Consider the following 16,802-nt stretch of genomic DNA (forward strand, 5'->3'; position numbering starts at 1 on the left):
CCCATCCTTACGGATCTACTGCTCAGCGACGCCGGATACCCTGCCGGCATGACGGATGTGGAGGCGGCGGCGCGGCGGTTCGTCACCGACGTGTGGAACGCCCGCCGGGAGGAGTCCGCGTACGAGTTGATCGCCGCGGAGTGCCCGGGGCTGGGCGGCACCGGCCCGGAGGCGACGCTGGCCTGGCACCGGGAGCGACGGGCGGCCTTCCCGGACCTGCGCTACAAGATCGTGGACGTGGTGGCGGCCGGGGAGCGGGTGGCCGTGCACTGGCGGGCCGCCGGCACGCACGCCGGGCAGTTCGGGCCGGTACCGCCGACCGGGCAGGTGGTCAGCTACTCCGGTGCGTCGTTCCTGCGCTTCGACCCGACGGGTCGGATCGTCGAGGTGTGGAGCTGCACCGAGCTGTTCCAGTTGCTGCAACAGCTCGGCGTCGAGATGCTCCCACCGGCCGTCAGCGGACGCGGGGCGTGATCCGGCTGATCGGCAGGTTGATCGGAAAGGGCTCGCCGGTGTCGACGAACTTCGTCCACCGCCCGGTCTCGGCGTAGACCTCGTTCACCGCGTCGATCCGGTAGGTCACGACCTCCAACGCGCCACCCTCGGTCTCGATCCGCCAGTAGAAGGGGATGCCGGCCTGGGCGTACAGCGCCGGCTTCAACACCCGGTCGATGGAGCGGGTGTTGGGTGAGACGATCTCGATGGCAAGGACCACCTCGTGCGGCTCGTACTTCGACGGCTCGCGAGCCGCTGCGGTGGCCGTGGTGATCAGCACGTCGGGGATGAAGGACCGGGTGCGGTTGATCCGCACCTCGACGCCCTGGGTCACGTCGTAGCCGTCGGGGCAGTCCTCGTCGAGCGCGGCCATCAGGTGGCCAGCGATGGTCTGGTGGGTACGGGTGGAGGAGGGGGACATCAGCAGCACTCCATCGAGCAGTTCCCGGCGGCGACCATCCTCGGGCAGCGCATCCAGGTCGTCAGTCGTCCACTCGCTCTCGGGCGGGTAGTCGCTCTGCAGCGCGGCGGTCATGGCAGGTCCTTCCAGGTGCTTTCGTTCTCCCCACGACCACGGTACCGCCCTGGACCTGTGGGTGGTGGTCGCGCGCGCCGGGGCCACAGGGCAGGATGGTCGACATGACCGACCCCAGCGAGCACGGCGACCCGCCCGGCGCCACCAGCGCGCGCGGCCTGCCCGGTGCGGGCCTGGTAAAGGGGCTGGCGGTCACCCTCAAGACGATGACCAGCCGCTCCACCACCCAGCAGTACCCGGACGTGGCCCCCGACCTGCCGCCCCGCTCGCGTGGCGTGATCGCGCTGTCGGAGGAGAACTGCACGGTCTGCATGCTCTGTGCCCGGGAGTGTCCGGACTGGTGCATCTACATCGACTCGCACAAGGAGGAGGTGGTGGTGCCCGGCGCCGCCCGTCCCCGGCAGCGCAACGTGCTCGACAAGTTCGACATCGACTTCTCGCTCTGCATGTACTGCGGCATCTGCATCGAGGTCTGCCCGTTCGACGCGCTCTACTGGTCTCCCGAGTTCGAGTACGCCGAGTACGACATCAAGGACCTGCTGCACGACAAGGAGCACCTCGGCCAGTGGATGGCCACCGTCCCGGCGCCACCGGCGCACGACCCGAACGGGGAGCCGGCCAAGGAGGAGACCGCCGCCGCCCGCAAGGCCGCCGCCGCGCGTCCGGCTCCTCCATCGGTACGCCCCGACGCCGACCAGGACCCCGCGTCGTGACCGCCCGAGCCGGAGAAGCGACCCGAGCCGGAGAAGCGACCCGAGCCGGAGAAGCGACCCGGGTCGGAGAGGCCGCCCGGTGACCGGCGCGGACGTGTTGCTGCTCGCCCTCGGCGCGGTGGCGGTCGGTGCTGGCGTGCTGGTGGTGACCACGAAGCACCTGGTCCGGGCGGGTCTCTACCTGGTGGTGTGCCTGGGCGCGCTGGCCGGTGACTTCCTGGTGCTCAGTGCCGAGTTGGTGGCCTGGGTGCAGGTGCTGATCTACGTGGGCGCGGTGGTGGTCCTGCTGCTGTTCGCGGTGATGCTGACCCGGGCCCCGATCGGTGCCTCCGACGACCTGGACCGGCCGGGCTGGCCGGCCGCCCTGATCGGTGGCGGTGCCGGGCTGGGGCTGACCGTCCTGCTCGTCGACGCGTACCGCTGGAGCACCGTCGCGCTGCCGGACGCGGGCACCGCCGAGCGGCTGGGTGAGCAGATCTTCCAGTCCTGGGTGCTGCCGTTCGAGGTGCTCTCGGTGCTGCTGCTGTCCGCCCTGGTGGGCGCGATCGTGCTGTCCCGGCCGGACATCGGCCGTGCTGGCCCCGGCGCGGCTCCCACCGCCGATCGGCCCGGGGTCGACGTCAGCACCGGGGGCCGCCGGTGAGGCCGGTCATCCCGTACGTCACCGCCGCGCTGCTGTTCGGCCTCGGCGTGTACGGCGTGCTGCGCCGGCGCAACGCCGTGCTGGTGCTGATGTCCGTCGAGCTGATGCTCAACGCGGTCAATCTGATCCTGGTCACCGCGGACACCACCGCCCGCGCCGTGCTGCCGCACTCGGGGCAGGTCTTCGCGCTGTTCGTGATCGTCCTCGCCGCCGCCGAGATCGGGGTGGGGCTGGCGATCGTCCTGCAGCTCTACCGGCTGCGGGCCACCGTCGCGGTGGACGACGTGCCGCTGACCGAGCCGGCGCACCCCGTCGGCGGGCGCGAGCCGACCGTCCAGAACACGGAGGCTGGCCGGTGACCGGGCTGCTCGGGGCGCTACTGCCCGCCGTACCGTTGGTCGCCGGCCTGGCCGGCCTGCTGCTGCCGCCGGCGCCTCGGCGCACCGGCGCGACCGGCGGCGACCGGGCCCGGACGATCGCCACGACGCTCGGTGTCACCGGTGCGGCCGGCGCGCTGGCGTTGGCCGTCGCGCTGCTGCTCACCGTCGACGGGTCCACCGAGACGTCGAGCACCTGGGTCGACGTCGGCGGGTTGGCGGTGACGCTCGGCGTCCGGCTGGACGGTGCCGCCGCGCTTGTCGCGGTGGCGGTCACGGCTGTCGCCCTGGCCGTGCAGGTCTACTCGATCGGCTACCTGCGGCGCGGTCCGCACGACGAGGTCGACGTCGACCACCGCTATCCGCCGTACGCCGCGCAGATCAGCCTCTTCACCGGTGCCATGCTGCTGGTGGTGGTCGCCGGTGACCTGCTCATGCTGTTGGTCGGCTGGGAGGTGATGGGCCTCTGCTCGTACCTGCTCATCGCCCACGACCGCCGACTGCCCGGTGCGCCGGCCGCCGCGATGAAGGCGTTCCTGGTGACCCGGGTCGGTGACGTCGGGTTCCTGCTCGGCATCGCGCTGCTGGGCGTGTCGACGGGCAGTTTCCGGATCGCCGACGTGCTCGCCCACGACCACTCCACCGCGACGTTGACCGCCGCCGGCCTGCTGTTGCTCGCCGGGGTGGCCGGTAAGAGCGCGCAGTTCCCGCTGCACACCTGGCTGCCGGACGCGATGGCCGGCCCGACGCCGATCTCCGCGCTGATCCACGCGGCGACGATGGTCGCCGCCGGGGTGTACGCGGTGGCCCGCCTCTACCCGCTGTTCACGGCCGCGCCGGTGACGCTGACCGTGCTCGGGGTGCTCGGCGCGATCACGCTGCTGCTCGGCGCGCTCGCCGCCACCGCTCAGGACGACATCAAACGGGTGCTGGCCTGGTCGACGGTGTCCCAGTTGGGCTACATGACCGGCGCGCTGGCGGTCGGCTCACCGTCGGCCGCGTTGTTCCACCTGCTCACCCACGCCGCGTTCAAGGCGTTGCTGTTCCTCGCCGCCGGCGCGGTGATCCACGCCGTGGGCACCACCCTGATGTCGGAGATGGGCGGGCTGCGCCGCAGCATGCCTGTGACGTTCTGGTGCACCGTGGTGGGCCTGGGTGCGCTGGCCGGGGTGCCGCCGCTCGCCGGATTCTGGAGCAAGGACGGCGTCCTCACGGTGGCCGAGGCCGCCGCGTTGGAGGGCACCGGCCCGGCACCGTCGTGGGTGGGCTGGATCGTCTGGGTCGCCGGGTTGGTCGGCGTGGCGATCACCGCCTGGTACGCCGGCCGGCTGCTCCTGCGCGCCTTCTTCGGTGCTCCACGCCTGCCGCTGGTCCGGCCGCACGACCCGCCCGCGGTGCTGCGCTGGCCGGTGCTGCTGCTGACCGTGCCGGCCGCGTTGCTCGGTCTGGTCGGGTTCGTCGGGGCGTTCGCCGACCGGCTGCGGTTTCCGACAGTCCCGGTGGCCGGTTCCGAGGACGGCCTGGTCCACGTGGGGCCGGCCGTGCTGCTGCCGCTGGCGTTGCTGCTGGTCGGCGCGGGGCTGGTCACGCTGGGCTGGCGTCGGGACCCGACTGCCGACCCGGCGGTCGCGCTGGGTCCGTTGCGGCCGGTCTTCGCCCGCGCGTTCCGGCTCGACGACGTCCAGCACACCCTTGTGGTACGCCCCGTCCGCGCGCTGGCCCGCGTCGTGCGCGCCGGTGACGAGGTGGTGGTGGACGGTGCCGTCGAGGGCAGCGGACGGGCCGCGACCGGCCTGGGTGCCGGGCTGGCCGCGCTGCACCGGGCGGCGCTGCCCCGGGCCGCCGCCGGCGTGTTGGCCGGTGCCCTGCTGATCGGGCTGGCCGCCGCCGTGATCGGAGTGGTCCAGTGAGCGCGAGGAGTGAGCCGGGTTTGCGAGCCCCGCAGTCGCGATCGAAGGTGGCTCTGTGAGCGCGAGGAGTGAGCCGGGTTTGCGAGCCCCGCAGTCGCGATCGAAGGTGGCTCTGTGAGCGCGAGGAGTGAGCCGGGTTTGCGAGCCCCGCAGTCGCGATCGAAGGTGGCCCGGTGAGCGTTGGGCAGGTGTTGCTGGTTGCCGTGCTGGCGGTGCCGGCGCTGGGTGCGGTCGCGGTGGCGGCGACACCGCGGGACCGGGCGGCCCGGCTGGTCGGCACCGTGGCGGCGGCACTGACCCTGCTGGCCGCGGTGCCGTTGGTGTTCGATCGGCGGGGCTGGTTCGCCTGGTCGGCGGACGCCCCGGCGGTGCGTCCGTGGCACCAACTGGACCTGCCTTGGGTGCCCGGTCTGGAGTTGCGCTTCCATCTCGGCGTCGATGGCATCTCCTGGCCGCTCGTGGTGTTGACCGCGCTGCTCACGTTGCTCTGTTGCGGGTACACGATGTGGCGGGTGCCCGACGGCGGCAGCGGCCGGGCGTTGGTGGCGCTGCTGTTGGTGGTCGAGGTGGGCATCCTGGGCACCTTCCTCGCCCTGGACCTGGTGCTGTTCTTCCTCTTCTTCGAGGTCGTCCTGCTGCCGATGTACGCGATCATCGCCGGCTGGGGCGGTGCGGACCGGCGTCGGGCGGCCCGCAAGTTCGCGCTCTACACCCTGTTCGGCTCGGTGTTGCTGCTGGTCGGCGTGTATGTGGTGGTCGCGGCCACCGGCACCGCCGACGTGGTGGCGTTGACCGGCGGCGCGGGGATGTCCCGGGGCACCCAGTTGACCGCGTTCACCCTGCTCGCGTTGGCCTTCGCGGTGAAGAGCCCGCTGTGGCCGTTGCACTCCTGGCTGCCCGACGCGCACACCCAGGCCCCCACGGTGGGCAGTGTGATGCTGGCCGGGGTGCTGCTGAAGATGGGCACGTACGGGCTGATCCGGGTGGCGGTGGGGGTGGCACCGGACGGCGCCCGGTGGGCGGCGCCGGTGCTCGGCGTGCTGGCCGTCGCCGCGATCCTGGTCGGTGCGCTCGTCTGTCTGGCGCAGGGCGACGTGAAGAGGCTGATCGCGTACTCCAGCGTGGGGCACATGGGCTTCGTGCTGCTGGGCGTCGCCACGCTGACCACCGTGGGCATCCAGGCGGCGTTGATCGGCAACATCGCGCACGGGGTGATCACCGCTCTGCTGTTCTTCCTGGCCGGTGCGGTGAAGGACCGTACCGGCACCGGCACCCTCGCCGAGTTGTCCGGCCTGCGGGAGACCGCGCCCCGGTTGGCGGGTCTGCTGGCGTTCGCGGCGGTCGCGTCGCTCGGTCTGCCCGGGCTGGCCGGCTTCTGGGGTGAGGCGTTCGCGGTGATCGCCGCCGTGCAGGTGGGCGGCCCGCTCTGGACCACCCTCGGGGTGCTGGCGGCGGTCGGCGGCGCGCTCACCGCCGCGTACTTCCTGCGCCTGCTGCGCCAGGTCACCCACCATCGGCCGAGTGCCGCCGTCAGTCGGGTCGGCCCTGGCCTGGCCGGTGCGGAGCTGACCGCGTGGGTGCCGCTGGTGCTGCTCGCGTTGGCCATCGGGCTGGCACCGGCGCTGGTCCTCGGCGTCGCCGAGGCCCCCGTCGACGCCCTGATCGGGGTGGTTTCCCGGTGAGCGCGAGGAGTGCAGCGAAGCGGAGTCCCGCAGTCGCGAACGAAGGCGGGCTCAGATGAACGTCGTGCAGAGCGTGGACAGCGTCGCGCTGCTGCCGGCCTACCTGGCCGCCGGCACCGCCGTACTCGTGCTCATCACCGATCTGCTGGTGGCCCGGCCTCGGGCCACCATCGCGGTGGCCGCGCTGGGCGCGTTCGGCACCGCCGTCGGTGCCGTCCTGGTCGGCGCGGCCGGGGAGCGGCGGACGTTCTGTGTCGGCGCCGACTGCTCCTGGATCTTCGGCGGCCGGGCCGCGCTCGTCGGCGCGGTGGTGGCGCTGCTCACCCTGGGTGTGCTCGGGCTGTCCGGGCCGGCGCTGCGGGCGGGGCGGTCGCCGGTGGGGGAGTACTGCTTCCTGTTGGCCTGCTCGATGACCGGTGGCGTGGTGCTCGGCGCGGCCGGCGACCTGATCACGCTGATCGTCGCCCTGGAGACGCTGACCCTGCCGCTGTACGTGCTCGTCGGCCTGCGTCGCGGCAGCCTCGCCAGCGCCGAGGCGGCACTCACCTTCTTCGTGGTCAGCGTGGTCGCGACCACCGTCACGCTGCTCGGCGCGGCGCTGCTGTACGCGGTGACCGGCGGGTTGCACCTGGATCGGCTCGGTGCACTGCTCGCCGAACGGTCGGAGTTGCGGGACCTGCCGCTGACCACCGCCGCGGTCGCGCTGCTGCTTGTCGGGTTGGCCTTCAAGGTGGCGGCGGTGCCGTTCCACGCCTGGGCGCCGGCCACCTACGACGGGGCGCCGCTGCCGGTGGCCGCGTACCTGTCCACGGCGTCGAAACTGGGTGGCCTGATCGCGCTGCTCGCCGTGGTGCAGCGGGCGCTGCCGGCCGAGCAGACCGGCCCGGTGCTCGCCCTGCTCGCGGTGCTCACCATGACCGTCGGCAACCTGGTCGCGCTGCGCCAGCGGCGGACCGTCCGGCTGCTGGCCTGGTCGTCCGTCGCGCAGGCCGGCTACATCCTCGCCCCGCTGGGCGCGTTGGCGCTGGCCGCCGGCCGCACCGACGAGGCACGCGCCGCCGCGTACGCCGCCGCCGTGGCGTACGCCGTCTTCTTCGTGGTGTTGGAGTTGGCCGCGTTCGCCGGGGTGACCGCGCTACGCCCGGCCGGTGCGGACGGCGGCACGCTCGACGACCTGCGCGGGGCGGCCCGCCGGCACCCGTGGCGGGCCGCCGCGCTCGGTCTCGCATTGGTGGGTCTGGCCGGTCTGCCGCCAGGGCTGGCCGGCCTGTTCGCCAAGGTGACGGTGGTGCGGGCGTTGCTGGACGGCGGGGCGGCCTGGCTGGCGCTGGTGGTGGCGCTGAACGCGGTGATCGGGCTGGCGTACTACCTGTGGGTGACCGCCGCGCTCTGGGCACCGGTGACGACGACGCCGGGCCCGGCCGCGGCGTCAGCCGGTGACGGTGCGGCTGCCGTACCCCTGGTGGGTGTGGTGGCCGTGGTGCTGGCGGTGGCGACGGTGGCCGCCGTGGTCCTGGGCCTCGCCCCGCAGTTGGTGCTCGACCTGGCCGGGCGCTGACCTGCGAATCCAGTCTCAGTGAACTCTCAGCGTTGAGACGGATGGTTGGCGGGTACCGGGTTGTTGCACCGGTCAGCGGATCCCGGCGATCCGTGCACCGAAGGAGAGATCGTGCACCACAACCGTCTGAAGACCGCCGCACTGCTCGGCCTGCTCTCCGCGCTGATTCTCGCGGTGGGCTACGGGTTCGGTGGCAGTGGCGGCCTGGTCATCGCCGTCCTCATCTCACTTGTCATGAACGGCGTCACCTACTTCTACTCCGACAAGCTCGCACTGCGCTCGATGGGTGCGCAACCGGTCACCGAGGCACAGTTCCCCGAGTTGTACCGGATGGTGCGGGAGTTGGCGACCGACGCCCGGCAGCCGATGCCGCGGCTCTACGTGAGCCCGACCGCGCAGCCCAACGCGTTCGCCACGGGCCGTAACCCGCAGCACGCGGCGGTCTGCGTCACCCAGGGCATCACCGAGATCCTCGACTACCGCGAGCTGCGCGGGGTGATCGGGCACGAGCTGTCGCACGTCTACAACCGGGACATCCTGATCTCCAGCGTGGCGGCCGGTCTGGCCAGCATCATCACCCTGCTGGCGAACCTCGCGTTCTTCATCCCGCTGGGCGGCGGGGACGACGAGGACCGACCGAACCCGGCAGTGCTGCTGCTCACCCTGATCCTGGGCCCGATCGCGGCCACGGTGATCCAGTTGGCGATCAGCCGGAGCCGCGAGTTCCAGGCGGACGCCTCGGGGGCCGAGTTGAGCCGTGACCCGCTGGCCCTGGCGAGCGCGCTCCGCAAGATCGACGCGGTGGCCAGCCGTCGGCCGTTGCCGGCTCAGGGCCAGCTCACCAGCACCGCCCACCTCATGATCGCCAACCCGTTCCGGGGCGGCGGCATGGCCGCGCTCTTCTCCACCCACCCGAAGATGGAGGACCGCGTCGCCCGGCTGGAGCAGATGGCCCGCAACTCGGGGCCGGTGCAGTTCCAACGCTGATCCACTGATCCACCGCTCCGCCCGTACCCGCGCGGTACGGGCGGAGCTTTGTATACCGACTGGACGGTGGCGTTAGGGTCGTAACGGCTCACGCTCATTACACCCTCGGGAGGTTCACGGTGACCGCGCTGCGTCAGTACCTGGGTGTCTGGCGGATCCCCGGCGCGCCCATGCTGCTGATCACCGGCATCATCGGGCGGCTCGGCATCGGCATGACCCCGCTGGCGCTGCTCCTGGTGGTCGAGCAGGTGACCGGGCGCTACGCGCTGGCAGCCATCGCCGGCGGCATCTACGCCGTCGCCGGCGCCGCCCTCAGCCCGGTGGCCGGGCGGATCGCCGACCGGGTCGGCCCGAGCCCCGTCCTGCTGGTCACCGCCGTGGCTCACCCGCTGGCGCTCATCGGCCTGCTGCTGGCCAGCCGTTCGGGCGACGACGCGCTCCCCGTCATCTACCTCACCGCGGGCGTGGCCGGCGCCACGTACCCGCCGCTCACCGCCGCCATCCGTGGCGCCTGGAACGAACTGACCGACCCCGCCTCCGGCCGGTACGCACTGCGCAACACCGCGCTCGCCGCCGAGACCTCGCTGTTCGAAATCGTCTTCGTGCTCGGCCCACTGCTCGTCGCCGGGTTCATGCTGGTCGCCGACGCGGCAGCCGCGCTGATCGGTGCGGCGGTGGTCACCCTGGTCGGCACCACCGCGGTCGCCCTCGGCCGGGTGATGCGCGGCTGGCGTCCACACCCGCGCGAACACCACGCCCGAGGTCTCGGCCCACTGCGGGTCGCCGGCTTCCCGGCCCTGCTGATCTGCGTGGCCGGCCTGGGCATCGCCTTCGGCGCCGCCGGGGTGACCGTCCCGGCGTTCGCGAGCGGCCACACCACCGACGACCCGGAAAGCCTCGCCGGCCTCCTCCTGGCAGTCTGGGGCATCGGCAGCGCCATCGGCGGGTTCTGGTTCGGCGTCCGCAAGCCGGCCACGAACATGACCCGACAGTTCGCCCTCCTGCTCGGCGCGCTCGCCGGCACCTTCGCCGTGTTCGCGGTGATGCCCACCCCGCTGGCGCTGGGCGTCGCCCTGATCTTCGGTGGAGCCACCATCGCGCCCGCGCTGACCCTGGAGAACACCCTGGTCGGCCGGATCGCCCCCACCGGCATGCTGAACGAGGCATACACCTGGGTGGTCACCGTCGCGGTAGCGGCGAGCGCCGCCGGCGGCGCGGTGGCCGGCCTGATCGTGGACCACGCCGGCGGCGTCCGGTGGGCGTTCCTGTTCGCCGGGGCGGCCATCGCCGTCGGGGCCGGGGTCGCGGCCCTACCCGCCGGGCCCATCGCCCGCGCCGAAACCACAGCGGTACGCGCCGAAGACCTCGTCCCCGCCTGACCCGTCGGCCTGGCCTGCGGTTGGCCTGGCCTCCGGTCGGGCTTGCCAAGCGGGGTCGGGCCTGGTCCGGTTGCGCTTGATCCACTCGGGTTTCTTGAAGTCGGGCTGTCGCGGGCGCGAAGATGCCCCGATATCAAGGAACCCGAGTGGATCACACTCTGTGCGCGGCGGCCGGAGCCTCTACCGGTAGTTGTCGAACTGCAGGGCGACGCCGAAGTCCTCGCCCTTGAGCAGCGAGATGACCGCCTGAAGGTCGTCCCTCTTCTTGCCGGTGACCCGCAGCTGCTCGCCCTGGATCTGCGCCTGCACGCCCTTGGGGCCCTCGTCGCGGATCTTCTTGCTGATGGCCTTGGCCTTGTCGGGCTCGATGCCCTGGACAACCTTGCAGTCAATCTTGAAAATCTTGCCGGACGGGCGCGGCTCGCCAGCGTCCAGCGCCTTCAGCGAGATGTTCCGCTTGACGAGCTTCTCCTTGAACACGTCCAGTGCGGCGCGCACGCGCTCCTCGGTCTCCGCCTGAAGGCCGATCGCCTCCTCGCCGGACCAGGAGATCTCCGCTCCGGTGCCGCGGAAGTCGAACCGAGTCGCGAGCTCCTTAACCGCCTGCCGGAGGGCGTTGTCGACCTCTTGACGGTCAACCTTGCTCACGATGTCGAACGACGGGTTCGCTGCCATGTTTCTGCTCCTGCTGTCCGGCGGTCTGGGCCTGCCGTCGGCCGCCGACCAGCGGCACGACCCCCTGACCGTACCCGGTTGCGCCGGCACCGGGGGGAGCCGCTATCCTTGCTTCCGCTGCCGCGTTGCGACGCGGTGGGGTGCCCTGGCGGGTTGCCCGAGCGGCCAATGGGAGCGGACTGTAAATCCGTCGCGAAAGCTTCAGAGGTTCGAATCCTCTACCCGCCACCAGGTGCAGACACGGCCCCTGACCAGCAGAGATGCTGATCGGGGGCCGTTGTCGTTGATCTAGCCGAGTCTGGCTGAGTCCAGCCTGTGACGGCTGGTTGTGGGCAGATGGTGGGCAGGTCGATCTTGCTCTCTGAAGGCTCCTCTGGGCTGCGAACGCCCGCGCTCCGGGGAGTTGTCGACCCGGCGCGACTGCACCTGGAGCGACCGGCTGAGGCTGCCATGGGGCTTACCCGGCCTTGGAGGTAGCCCGGGGCAAGCCAGTCCTGGGGTTGGACTGGCGCGGCAGTCGGAAGCCCTGGCCCTCGATCAGTCCGACCTGTTGGCTTCCGTGCCGCCTGGCCGTGGTCGTCCTGTGTCTGGATCAGTGGAGTTCGGGGCGGCGGTCCGGCGGTAGTCGGTGGCTCTCCGCCCCGGCGCCGAAGGCGGCCGGGGCGGCTTGCCGCCGGCCGGCTCACCGCCCGCGACGCGCGGAGCGTGGCGCCTTGATCAAGAACAGACGGAATCGGCAGTATGTACCCGTCACCCACACCGGCAGAGGCTTCGTGCAGAGGTTGCGTGAATCGCCTTCATCGGTCACAAAGGGGACGCTGTCTTGATCGCCGACGGGGTCCTGGATAAGAATGAGAAGTTCGGTCTTCTTCGACGGGAGCGTCTTGGTGGTTGACCGCGGCAAGCAGATGCTGGAAGTCGTAAGCGAAATCGTTGGAGCACTCGGGTCAGAGAATGACACAATTCAGGATCCACTTGTGGCCAAGGTGGCCATCGATCTTGGCCTTCTTCGAGACCTCGCCGAGGAGCCGTTCGACCTCCGCGCCGTAACCGAAAGGCTGGTTCACAGTGCTGATCAGGATTGAGGCTGAGTCTCGCCGGGGTCTACGAATTATCGACGAGATCCCCGATATACCGTTGTGCAAGATTGAAGGTTACAACGGCATCGGTAAGACAACCGCAATCAAGCTGTTAAGCCTCTGTGCAGGCGGGCAACCCTTCGAGGGAAATAACCAGGACTGGCGAAGCTTTCGAGAGCAACTTAGTGGGGCGCGAGTATCGGTCACCGAACTCCACGACGCACGGTCGATTGAGTGGAGTCTAGAGCCGGGTCAGTGGCCAGACCGTCCTGAACCTCTCGGGGACCTCATAGGCCAGGTCCGGGTCAACGGCCGCACCGCCAATCAATCAGACATCCGCGCGCTGTTAAGCGTTCATCACATCAATGCAGCAGAGACGCCATTGACCGTCCTCGCCAAACGAGTCGATAAAGCAAGGCACAACCTCGCGGACTGGCTGAACCAGCCTGGCGCCAAACGCCAACAAGAAGTCGACTTTGCAATCGACGGGGTGCAGAAACTCATCATGCAGTGCGTGCCGTCTCAACTTCAGACGGAAGCGACGGCCGCAGAGGAGGCGTCGAAGCTCACCGAAGATATCGATAAACGGCTTGGCGATCTGCGTAGAAAGACCGACCTCCTTGATCAGGCATCCGGCGTTCTGGATCGACTTGAGCAGGTGCGTGGGCAGGGTTCCGAGATGGATGAGAAGCTAAACCGGCTTAAGGTGGAGCTTGAGGATTTGGAGCTCCGGTCCCAGCGGCTCGATGAGCAGATTACGCAGGCAAGCAGCCGTCAGCACCTCAATGAACAGGCCGAGCACAAGTTTGAGCTCGCAAGAAATAATCTCGTTCGGCAGGATAAAGCACTTCGCGAGGTGACTGCCGAACTGGAGAGGCTAACGGCAGCCGCGGACGTTGAACCTGACGAGAAAATAATCGCTGAGAAGCAGAAGGAATTGGGAGGAAGGCTCAACGAACTGCTTGAGCAAATGCCTCAAATTCATGCCACACCGATGCTCGTTGCGCTTCTAGTGGATCTAGCAGACCGGCTGGCCGACGCAGAGCAACATGAGCTCGGCCAGACCACTCTGCTAGACGGAGGTGAGGGGCGAGAGGGTTGGTCGGTATCGGCACTGCGCGCGGCATGCCGTAAGCAGGCAGAGAAGCTGCAAGAGAGAACTCCGTCAGGTGACGCATTGGCGTTGGCGGCGGAGATCGAGCAGGTGCGCGCGCGTCTAGATGCGGTATTCCAAGCATCGCAAAAGTTAGCCGAGGTGCAGCAAGCTAACGCCAGCTTCTTGCGAGCCGAGAAGCGCCTTCGCGAAACGTCAGAGGCCCTACCCGCTCAGGCGGCTCGGACCGTTGAAGACCTGATTCGAACCCGAAAGGAGCTCGATCAGCAAAGCCGGACAGTCCAGGCTGCCTATGCACGGCACCAACACGCGCGGGAGCTCCTAGGCGGTGGCATGACCGAGGAAGCGCTGGCGGCAGAGCTTCTACGGCTGTGTAAGCAGGCAGGAGTCGATGCCGCTCGTATCCGCGGACGACGAGAGCGGGCCCGTTCTGAACTCGATGAACTTACACGCCGGCACGCCCAAGCGCTTCAGAGTGTTGACCGAACGAGACGGGTTCTCCACGAACGCAGCCGCCAAGTCTCCGAAGTGGTCGATGCGATCAGTAATAGCGACGGCTGCCGGTGGCTTCGGGAATCGATTCCCGAAGTACAGAGTATTAATTCTCGAGGAGTCCTCGAACAGGCTAGGGATTTGGAGAGATTGACCTCGCTTTTGGAGAAGGCACGCAACAGGCTGCGCGATCAGTTCACCGCCGTACAAGGAGTCGGTGCTGCCTTGAACCGGCTGCACAGCGACTTAGGGCGTCCGCAGGCGGAAATCGAGAGCCCGACTCCTTGGGACAGGGCAGCACGCCTCTGGTTGGCGGGCGAGGTTGGGAGCTGGTTTAACGATCCGGTGATTCGAACGTCCCTGTTCCCTGGAGCAGGAAATTTGTGGCTTGACTGGCGTGACATGAGAGTCCATTGGATCGCGGACGGCGACGAAGAAAGTCGACCGCTATCCGGATTTTCGAGCGGCCAGCAGGCGTTCGCGTACACGCACGCGCAGCTAGCGCAATTGGAACGCGAAGAGCAGCGCGCTGCGAACCGTCTAATCGCATTGGACGAGTTCAGTGCATACTTGGATGCAAGTAAGATGTACGACCTTGCCGTGTATCTGGAAGAGCGTGGTCAGCGTCAGATTTACGATCAGGTCGTCGTGATTCTGCCCTTGGAAACGCTGCCTCCTACTAGTGGCGGAGACGCGGCGGTACAGGCACAGGTCAAAGAGCTCAGACAGCGTGGCTACATCGCGGAAGTCTTCACGGCATGACAAATTCTAACCTCGAGACCTCGCGTCGAGTCTTCGGCGTTACGACTGTGCTATCCGAGACAGAAGCGAAAACTCTGCTGGGCGAGTTGCGAAACTTGTGGCGGATGACCTATGGGGTTAACGTCGGGGACCTCGCCGCTGACCTTGCCAGCTGTAAGAAGTTCTTTGACCCCTTAACTAGAGGGCAGTCGCTTCGCGAGCGGCTTGCGCAATTGCCGCCGACACCAGCCAATACCAAGCGAAGGCTTGGCAAGCTCGGGTCTCCTGCCGTGGTCGATAGCGGTGAGGGCAATCTTCTTATCGGAGTCGAAGGTCGGCTGCTGATTGACATCCTTGACAATGAGGTCAATTCGGACTCTTTCGTTGTGATTTCTCCTTCCAGGGTTGCAGAAGCAGAGCACAGAGCGTTAGAGGTTTACCGCTCATGGACGTTGGCGAAGCTCAATCAGGTAATCGACCTGCGGACGGGCCGAGGCAAGGAGGTGATGCAAGCAATTGCGGTAGGTGTGGTCCTAGCCTTGTTGGTTAATCGCTCCGATTCGACGGAGCGAGCGGTGATACAACCAGAGCCGAACTCACCTGTGAACTCCGCCGTGTTTGCAGGAGCCGAGCGTTTCGCAGAGACGGTCACCGGAAGTCGGCGCCGCTCATTGAATGAGCAGCGCTTGAAGGGTGGTTATGGTCTGAGCGAAGCTAAGCGTCGCCTCGCGCCTAAATTGGCTGCAACGAAGGTTGGCCGAGAGGTGTTGCTGTACATCCCAGCAAGCTTTCGAATGGATGTTATCGAATTCATTGCCCGCGATCTTAGTCGTAGACCAGCGCTGACAGAGAAGAAACTGGCCATCGCCTTTGATCAACTGGTAATCTCATTCCGGGCTAGCTCGGATCACCTCGCGCACCAGTCGATGGTATTTGAGCGTCCAGCCGACACCCGGGATCTCCGGGCGAGCTTACTGACAAGCTTTCGACGGAGCCAAATTGGAGACGGTACATCGACTGAGCTGGAGACCTAGCGGCGGAGCAGGAGAAGGCGTTCAGAAAGCTCCACCTGGTGACGCGTCGCGTTTTTTGCCCAGCGCTGTCCCCTCCGGCGCAGCGGGCGATCGTCTTCCAGCTTAAGGCCAACGGAGGCGGCGAGGTCGGCGATAATGCCTGGGGTGTCTACATAGACGCCATAGGGGGCGCTATCGCCAACGAGCCAAACTACCGGTGCTCCTGGCGCTAATGCATTGGAAAGGTTCCGGAGTACTTTGCCAATGGCCGCAAAGTAATCTGGAAGAACGCGGTCGTATTCCTTTCCCCGTTTCCGCTGAGTTCGTTCCTCCTGAAGCTCGTCGCGCAGTTCATTGATCCTCTTTGCGACGTCGCCGTATTCCTGAAGGGTCCTACTCGCGGAGGCGGCGGCTCCTACGCTGCTCTGTTGCGTGGTTGCCGTGAGCATGCTGGAACGAACAGTTCTGCACATTTCAGCCCAGCTCCCAATCTCACCCCAAAAATACATCTCCAAGCGAGTGGCATCGGCGTAGTCAAAATTATTAAGATAGGGCGGCGACGAGACGCACCCATGTGCGGCACCCTGCCCCAAGCTAGCCCAAGAGCCACTGTCAGTCGAATCTCCGTGGACTACATGCAGAGTGGAACTGCTTGACTGGGAACCCACGCTACGCAGATCAGCCGCCATCCACTCGATGCGTTGGCGAAACCGTGTGAGGGGATCGGTAAACCTGGCCTTCTTGGCCTTTGTCGGGTTCTGATACGGCCAGCCAACGCGTACGGCTGCTACATCTCTAAGCGTGCCTAGAAGGGCCCACTTTGCGTAGCTCTTCCAGCTTTCCGCCTCGCCGTTGGAGATTAGGTCGCGGAGGGCCACTAGGCGGGCTAGCACGTCGGGTTTAAAGCACTTCAGCGTTAGCTCCGCCTCGTTGTCAAGAAGGCTGGCCGCAGAACCAGCGGTGCTTTCGGCGAGGCCCACGAGATGTTCCGCGGCGCGAATGAGCTTTGAGGTGTCGCCGGGTGATGCTTGGAGCTTCAGTGCAGCGAGCTCAGCGATGGCGGGGTGGGCCTCGATGCCGAAGAAGGAGTAGTTCATCCTCCGAGCGGACGTCCCCGTAACTCCAGATCCGGCGAATGGGTCGACGACTAAGTTTCCCTTGTCGATGTTGAGTTCCGTCAAGAGCAGCGATACGTAGTCGGAGGCGAACCCGGCCGGGTATCGAAACCAGCGGTCGAATGCCTCGTTGCTGCTCGTTCCATGACTTCGCCCCCTGCCCGATCCGGGTTCCATCGGCAACCCTGCGCCGACGATCGGCTCCTTGGCATGCAGAGAGGACATATCGGTCATAGTGGGTAGGGCATCCTGAGTTGGCACCGGAACATTCCACCACGGTGTTGGCCTCCAGCG

General features: G+C 67.8%; 15 protein-coding genes and 1 tRNA gene. 13 read left to right on the forward strand and 3 right to left on the reverse strand.

Annotated features, from left to right (window positions below; all coding sequences use genetic code 11):
* The first annotated feature begins 48 nt into the window (after window positions 1–48).
* Entirely contained in the window at window positions 49–474 is a 426-nt protein-coding gene (locus AB0B14_RS06485; protein WP_357079350.1) for an ester cyclase, read from the forward strand.
* Here the strand turns inward: AB0B14_RS06485 and AB0B14_RS06490 are convergent.
* On the reverse strand, window positions 455–1,030 hold the full coding sequence (locus tag AB0B14_RS06490) for a Uma2 family endonuclease (protein ID WP_357079354.1): 576 nt from the start codon (window positions 1,028–1,030) through the stop codon (window positions 455–457). The genes AB0B14_RS06485 and AB0B14_RS06490 overlap by 20 nt on opposite strands.
* Before the next feature lie 95 nt (window positions 1,031–1,125).
* Here AB0B14_RS06490 and AB0B14_RS06495 point away from each other — a divergent pair, with 95 nt between their 5' ends.
* The 8 genes from AB0B14_RS06495 (at window position 1,126) to AB0B14_RS06530 (ending at window position 10,279) form a co-directional block, all read left to right on the forward strand.
* Window positions 1,126–1,743: an NADH-quinone oxidoreductase subunit I gene (locus AB0B14_RS06495; protein ID WP_357079356.1), complete on the forward strand. Its 618-nt coding sequence runs from the start codon at window positions 1,126–1,128 to the stop codon at window positions 1,741–1,743.
* A 79-nt stretch (window positions 1,744–1,822) separates the two neighbouring features.
* Entirely contained in the window at window positions 1,823–2,386 is a 564-nt protein-coding gene (locus AB0B14_RS06500; RefSeq protein WP_357079359.1) for an NADH-quinone oxidoreductase subunit J, read from the forward strand.
* Window positions 2,383–2,745 carry an NADH-quinone oxidoreductase subunit NuoK gene (nuoK, locus tag AB0B14_RS06505; RefSeq protein WP_357079362.1) on the forward strand — a complete coding sequence of 121 codons (363 nt, stop codon included), beginning with the start codon at window positions 2,383–2,385 and terminating at the stop codon, window positions 2,743–2,745. The genes AB0B14_RS06500 and nuoK overlap by 4 nt, the downstream gene beginning before the upstream one ends.
* Complete coding sequence (locus AB0B14_RS06510; RefSeq protein WP_357079365.1) at window positions 2,742–4,673, forward strand: NADH-quinone oxidoreductase subunit L; 1,932 nt, start codon at window positions 2,742–2,744, stop codon at window positions 4,671–4,673. Before nuoK ends, AB0B14_RS06510 begins: the two co-directional genes overlap by 4 nt.
* A 173-nt stretch (window positions 4,674–4,846) precedes the next feature.
* Window positions 4,847–6,355, forward strand: a complete 1,509-nt coding sequence (locus tag AB0B14_RS06515) for an NADH-quinone oxidoreductase subunit M (protein ID WP_357521701.1) — start codon at window positions 4,847–4,849, stop codon at window positions 6,353–6,355.
* A 55-nt stretch (window positions 6,356–6,410) separates the two neighbouring features.
* Window positions 6,411–7,913, forward strand: coding sequence for a proton-conducting transporter membrane subunit (locus tag AB0B14_RS06520; RefSeq protein WP_357521703.1), 1,503 nt, complete (start codon window positions 6,411–6,413; stop codon window positions 7,911–7,913).
* A 111-nt stretch (window positions 7,914–8,024) separates the two neighbouring features.
* Window positions 8,025–8,900 carry a zinc metalloprotease HtpX gene (gene htpX, locus AB0B14_RS06525; protein WP_357079374.1) on the forward strand — a complete coding sequence of 292 codons (876 nt, stop codon included), beginning with the start codon at window positions 8,025–8,027 and terminating at the stop codon, window positions 8,898–8,900.
* 119 nt (window positions 8,901–9,019) lie between these two features.
* Window positions 9,020–10,279 carry an MFS transporter gene (locus AB0B14_RS06530; protein ID WP_357521705.1) on the forward strand — a complete coding sequence of 420 codons (1,260 nt, stop codon included), beginning with the start codon at window positions 9,020–9,022 and terminating at the stop codon, window positions 10,277–10,279.
* 180 nt (window positions 10,280–10,459) lie between these two features.
* On the opposite strand, the gene AB0B14_RS06535 is transcribed toward AB0B14_RS06530, so the two are convergent.
* Window positions 10,460–10,954: a YajQ family cyclic di-GMP-binding protein gene (locus AB0B14_RS06535; RefSeq protein WP_357079380.1), complete on the reverse strand. Its 495-nt coding sequence runs from the start codon at window positions 10,952–10,954 to the stop codon at window positions 10,460–10,462.
* A 147-nt stretch (window positions 10,955–11,101) separates the two neighbouring features.
* On the opposite strand from AB0B14_RS06535, the gene AB0B14_RS06540 reads away from it, so the two are divergent.
* The 4 genes from AB0B14_RS06540 to AB0B14_RS06555 all read left to right on the forward strand — a co-directional run bounded on the left by AB0B14_RS06540 (window position 11,102) and on the right by AB0B14_RS06555 (window position 15,414).
* A tRNA-Tyr gene (locus AB0B14_RS06540) sits at window positions 11,102–11,185 on the forward strand.
* Between the two features lie 620 nt (window positions 11,186–11,805).
* Window positions 11,806–12,039, forward strand: coding sequence for a hypothetical protein (locus tag AB0B14_RS06545; RefSeq protein ID WP_357521707.1), 234 nt, complete (start codon window positions 11,806–11,808; stop codon window positions 12,037–12,039).
* The gene (locus tag AB0B14_RS06550; protein WP_357521709.1) at window positions 12,023–14,401 is read left to right on the forward strand and encodes a hypothetical protein; all 2,379 of its coding nucleotides are present in this window, start codon (window positions 12,023–12,025) and stop codon (window positions 14,399–14,401) included. Before AB0B14_RS06545 ends, AB0B14_RS06550 begins: the two co-directional genes overlap by 17 nt.
* Window positions 14,398–15,414 (forward strand): hypothetical protein, encoded by a 1,017-nt coding sequence (locus tag AB0B14_RS06555; protein ID WP_357521711.1) that lies wholly within the window; start codon window positions 14,398–14,400, stop codon window positions 15,412–15,414. Before AB0B14_RS06550 ends, AB0B14_RS06555 begins: the two co-directional genes overlap by 4 nt.
* On the opposite strand, the gene AB0B14_RS06560 is transcribed toward AB0B14_RS06555, so the two are convergent.
* A complete protein-coding gene (locus tag AB0B14_RS06560) occupies window positions 15,411–16,742 on the reverse strand; it encodes a DNA methyltransferase (protein ID WP_357521713.1) in 1,332 nt (443 codons plus the stop codon). The two genes, AB0B14_RS06555 and AB0B14_RS06560, sit on opposite strands and share 4 nt — an antisense overlap.
* Window positions 16,743–16,802: the final 60 nt, after the last annotated feature.

Source organism: Micromonospora sp. NPDC049171 (assembly GCF_040648275.1).
Lineage (GTDB): Bacteria > Actinomycetota > Actinomycetes > Mycobacteriales > Micromonosporaceae > Micromonospora.

What these genes read in the sequence shown, in the direction of transcription:
- AB0B14_RS06485 (WP_357079350.1), top strand. Translation starts at nt 49, where the DNA reads ATGACGGATGTGGAGGCGGCGGCGCGGCGGTTCGTCACCGACGTGTGG.
- AB0B14_RS06490 (WP_357079354.1), bottom strand. Translation starts at nt 1,030, where the DNA reads ATGACCGCCGCGCTGCAGAGCGACTACCCGCCCGAGAGCGAGTGGACG.
- AB0B14_RS06495 (WP_357079356.1), top strand. Translation starts at nt 1,126, where the DNA reads ATGGTCGACATGACCGACCCCAGCGAGCACGGCGACCCGCCCGGCGCC.
- AB0B14_RS06520 (WP_357521703.1), top strand. Translation starts at nt 6,411, where the DNA reads ATGAACGTCGTGCAGAGCGTGGACAGCGTCGCGCTGCTGCCGGCCTAC.
- AB0B14_RS06535 (WP_357079380.1), bottom strand. Translation starts at nt 10,954, where the DNA reads ATGGCAGCGAACCCGTCGTTCGACATCGTGAGCAAGGTTGACCGTCAA.
- AB0B14_RS06545 (WP_357521707.1), top strand. Translation starts at nt 11,806, where the DNA reads ATGAGAAGTTCGGTCTTCTTCGACGGGAGCGTCTTGGTGGTTGACCGC.
- AB0B14_RS06555 (WP_357521711.1), top strand. Translation starts at nt 14,398, where the DNA reads ATGACAAATTCTAACCTCGAGACCTCGCGTCGAGTCTTCGGCGTTACG.
- AB0B14_RS06560 (WP_357521713.1), bottom strand. Translation starts at nt 16,742, where the DNA reads ATGACCGATATGTCCTCTCTGCATGCCAAGGAGCCGATCGTCGGCGCA.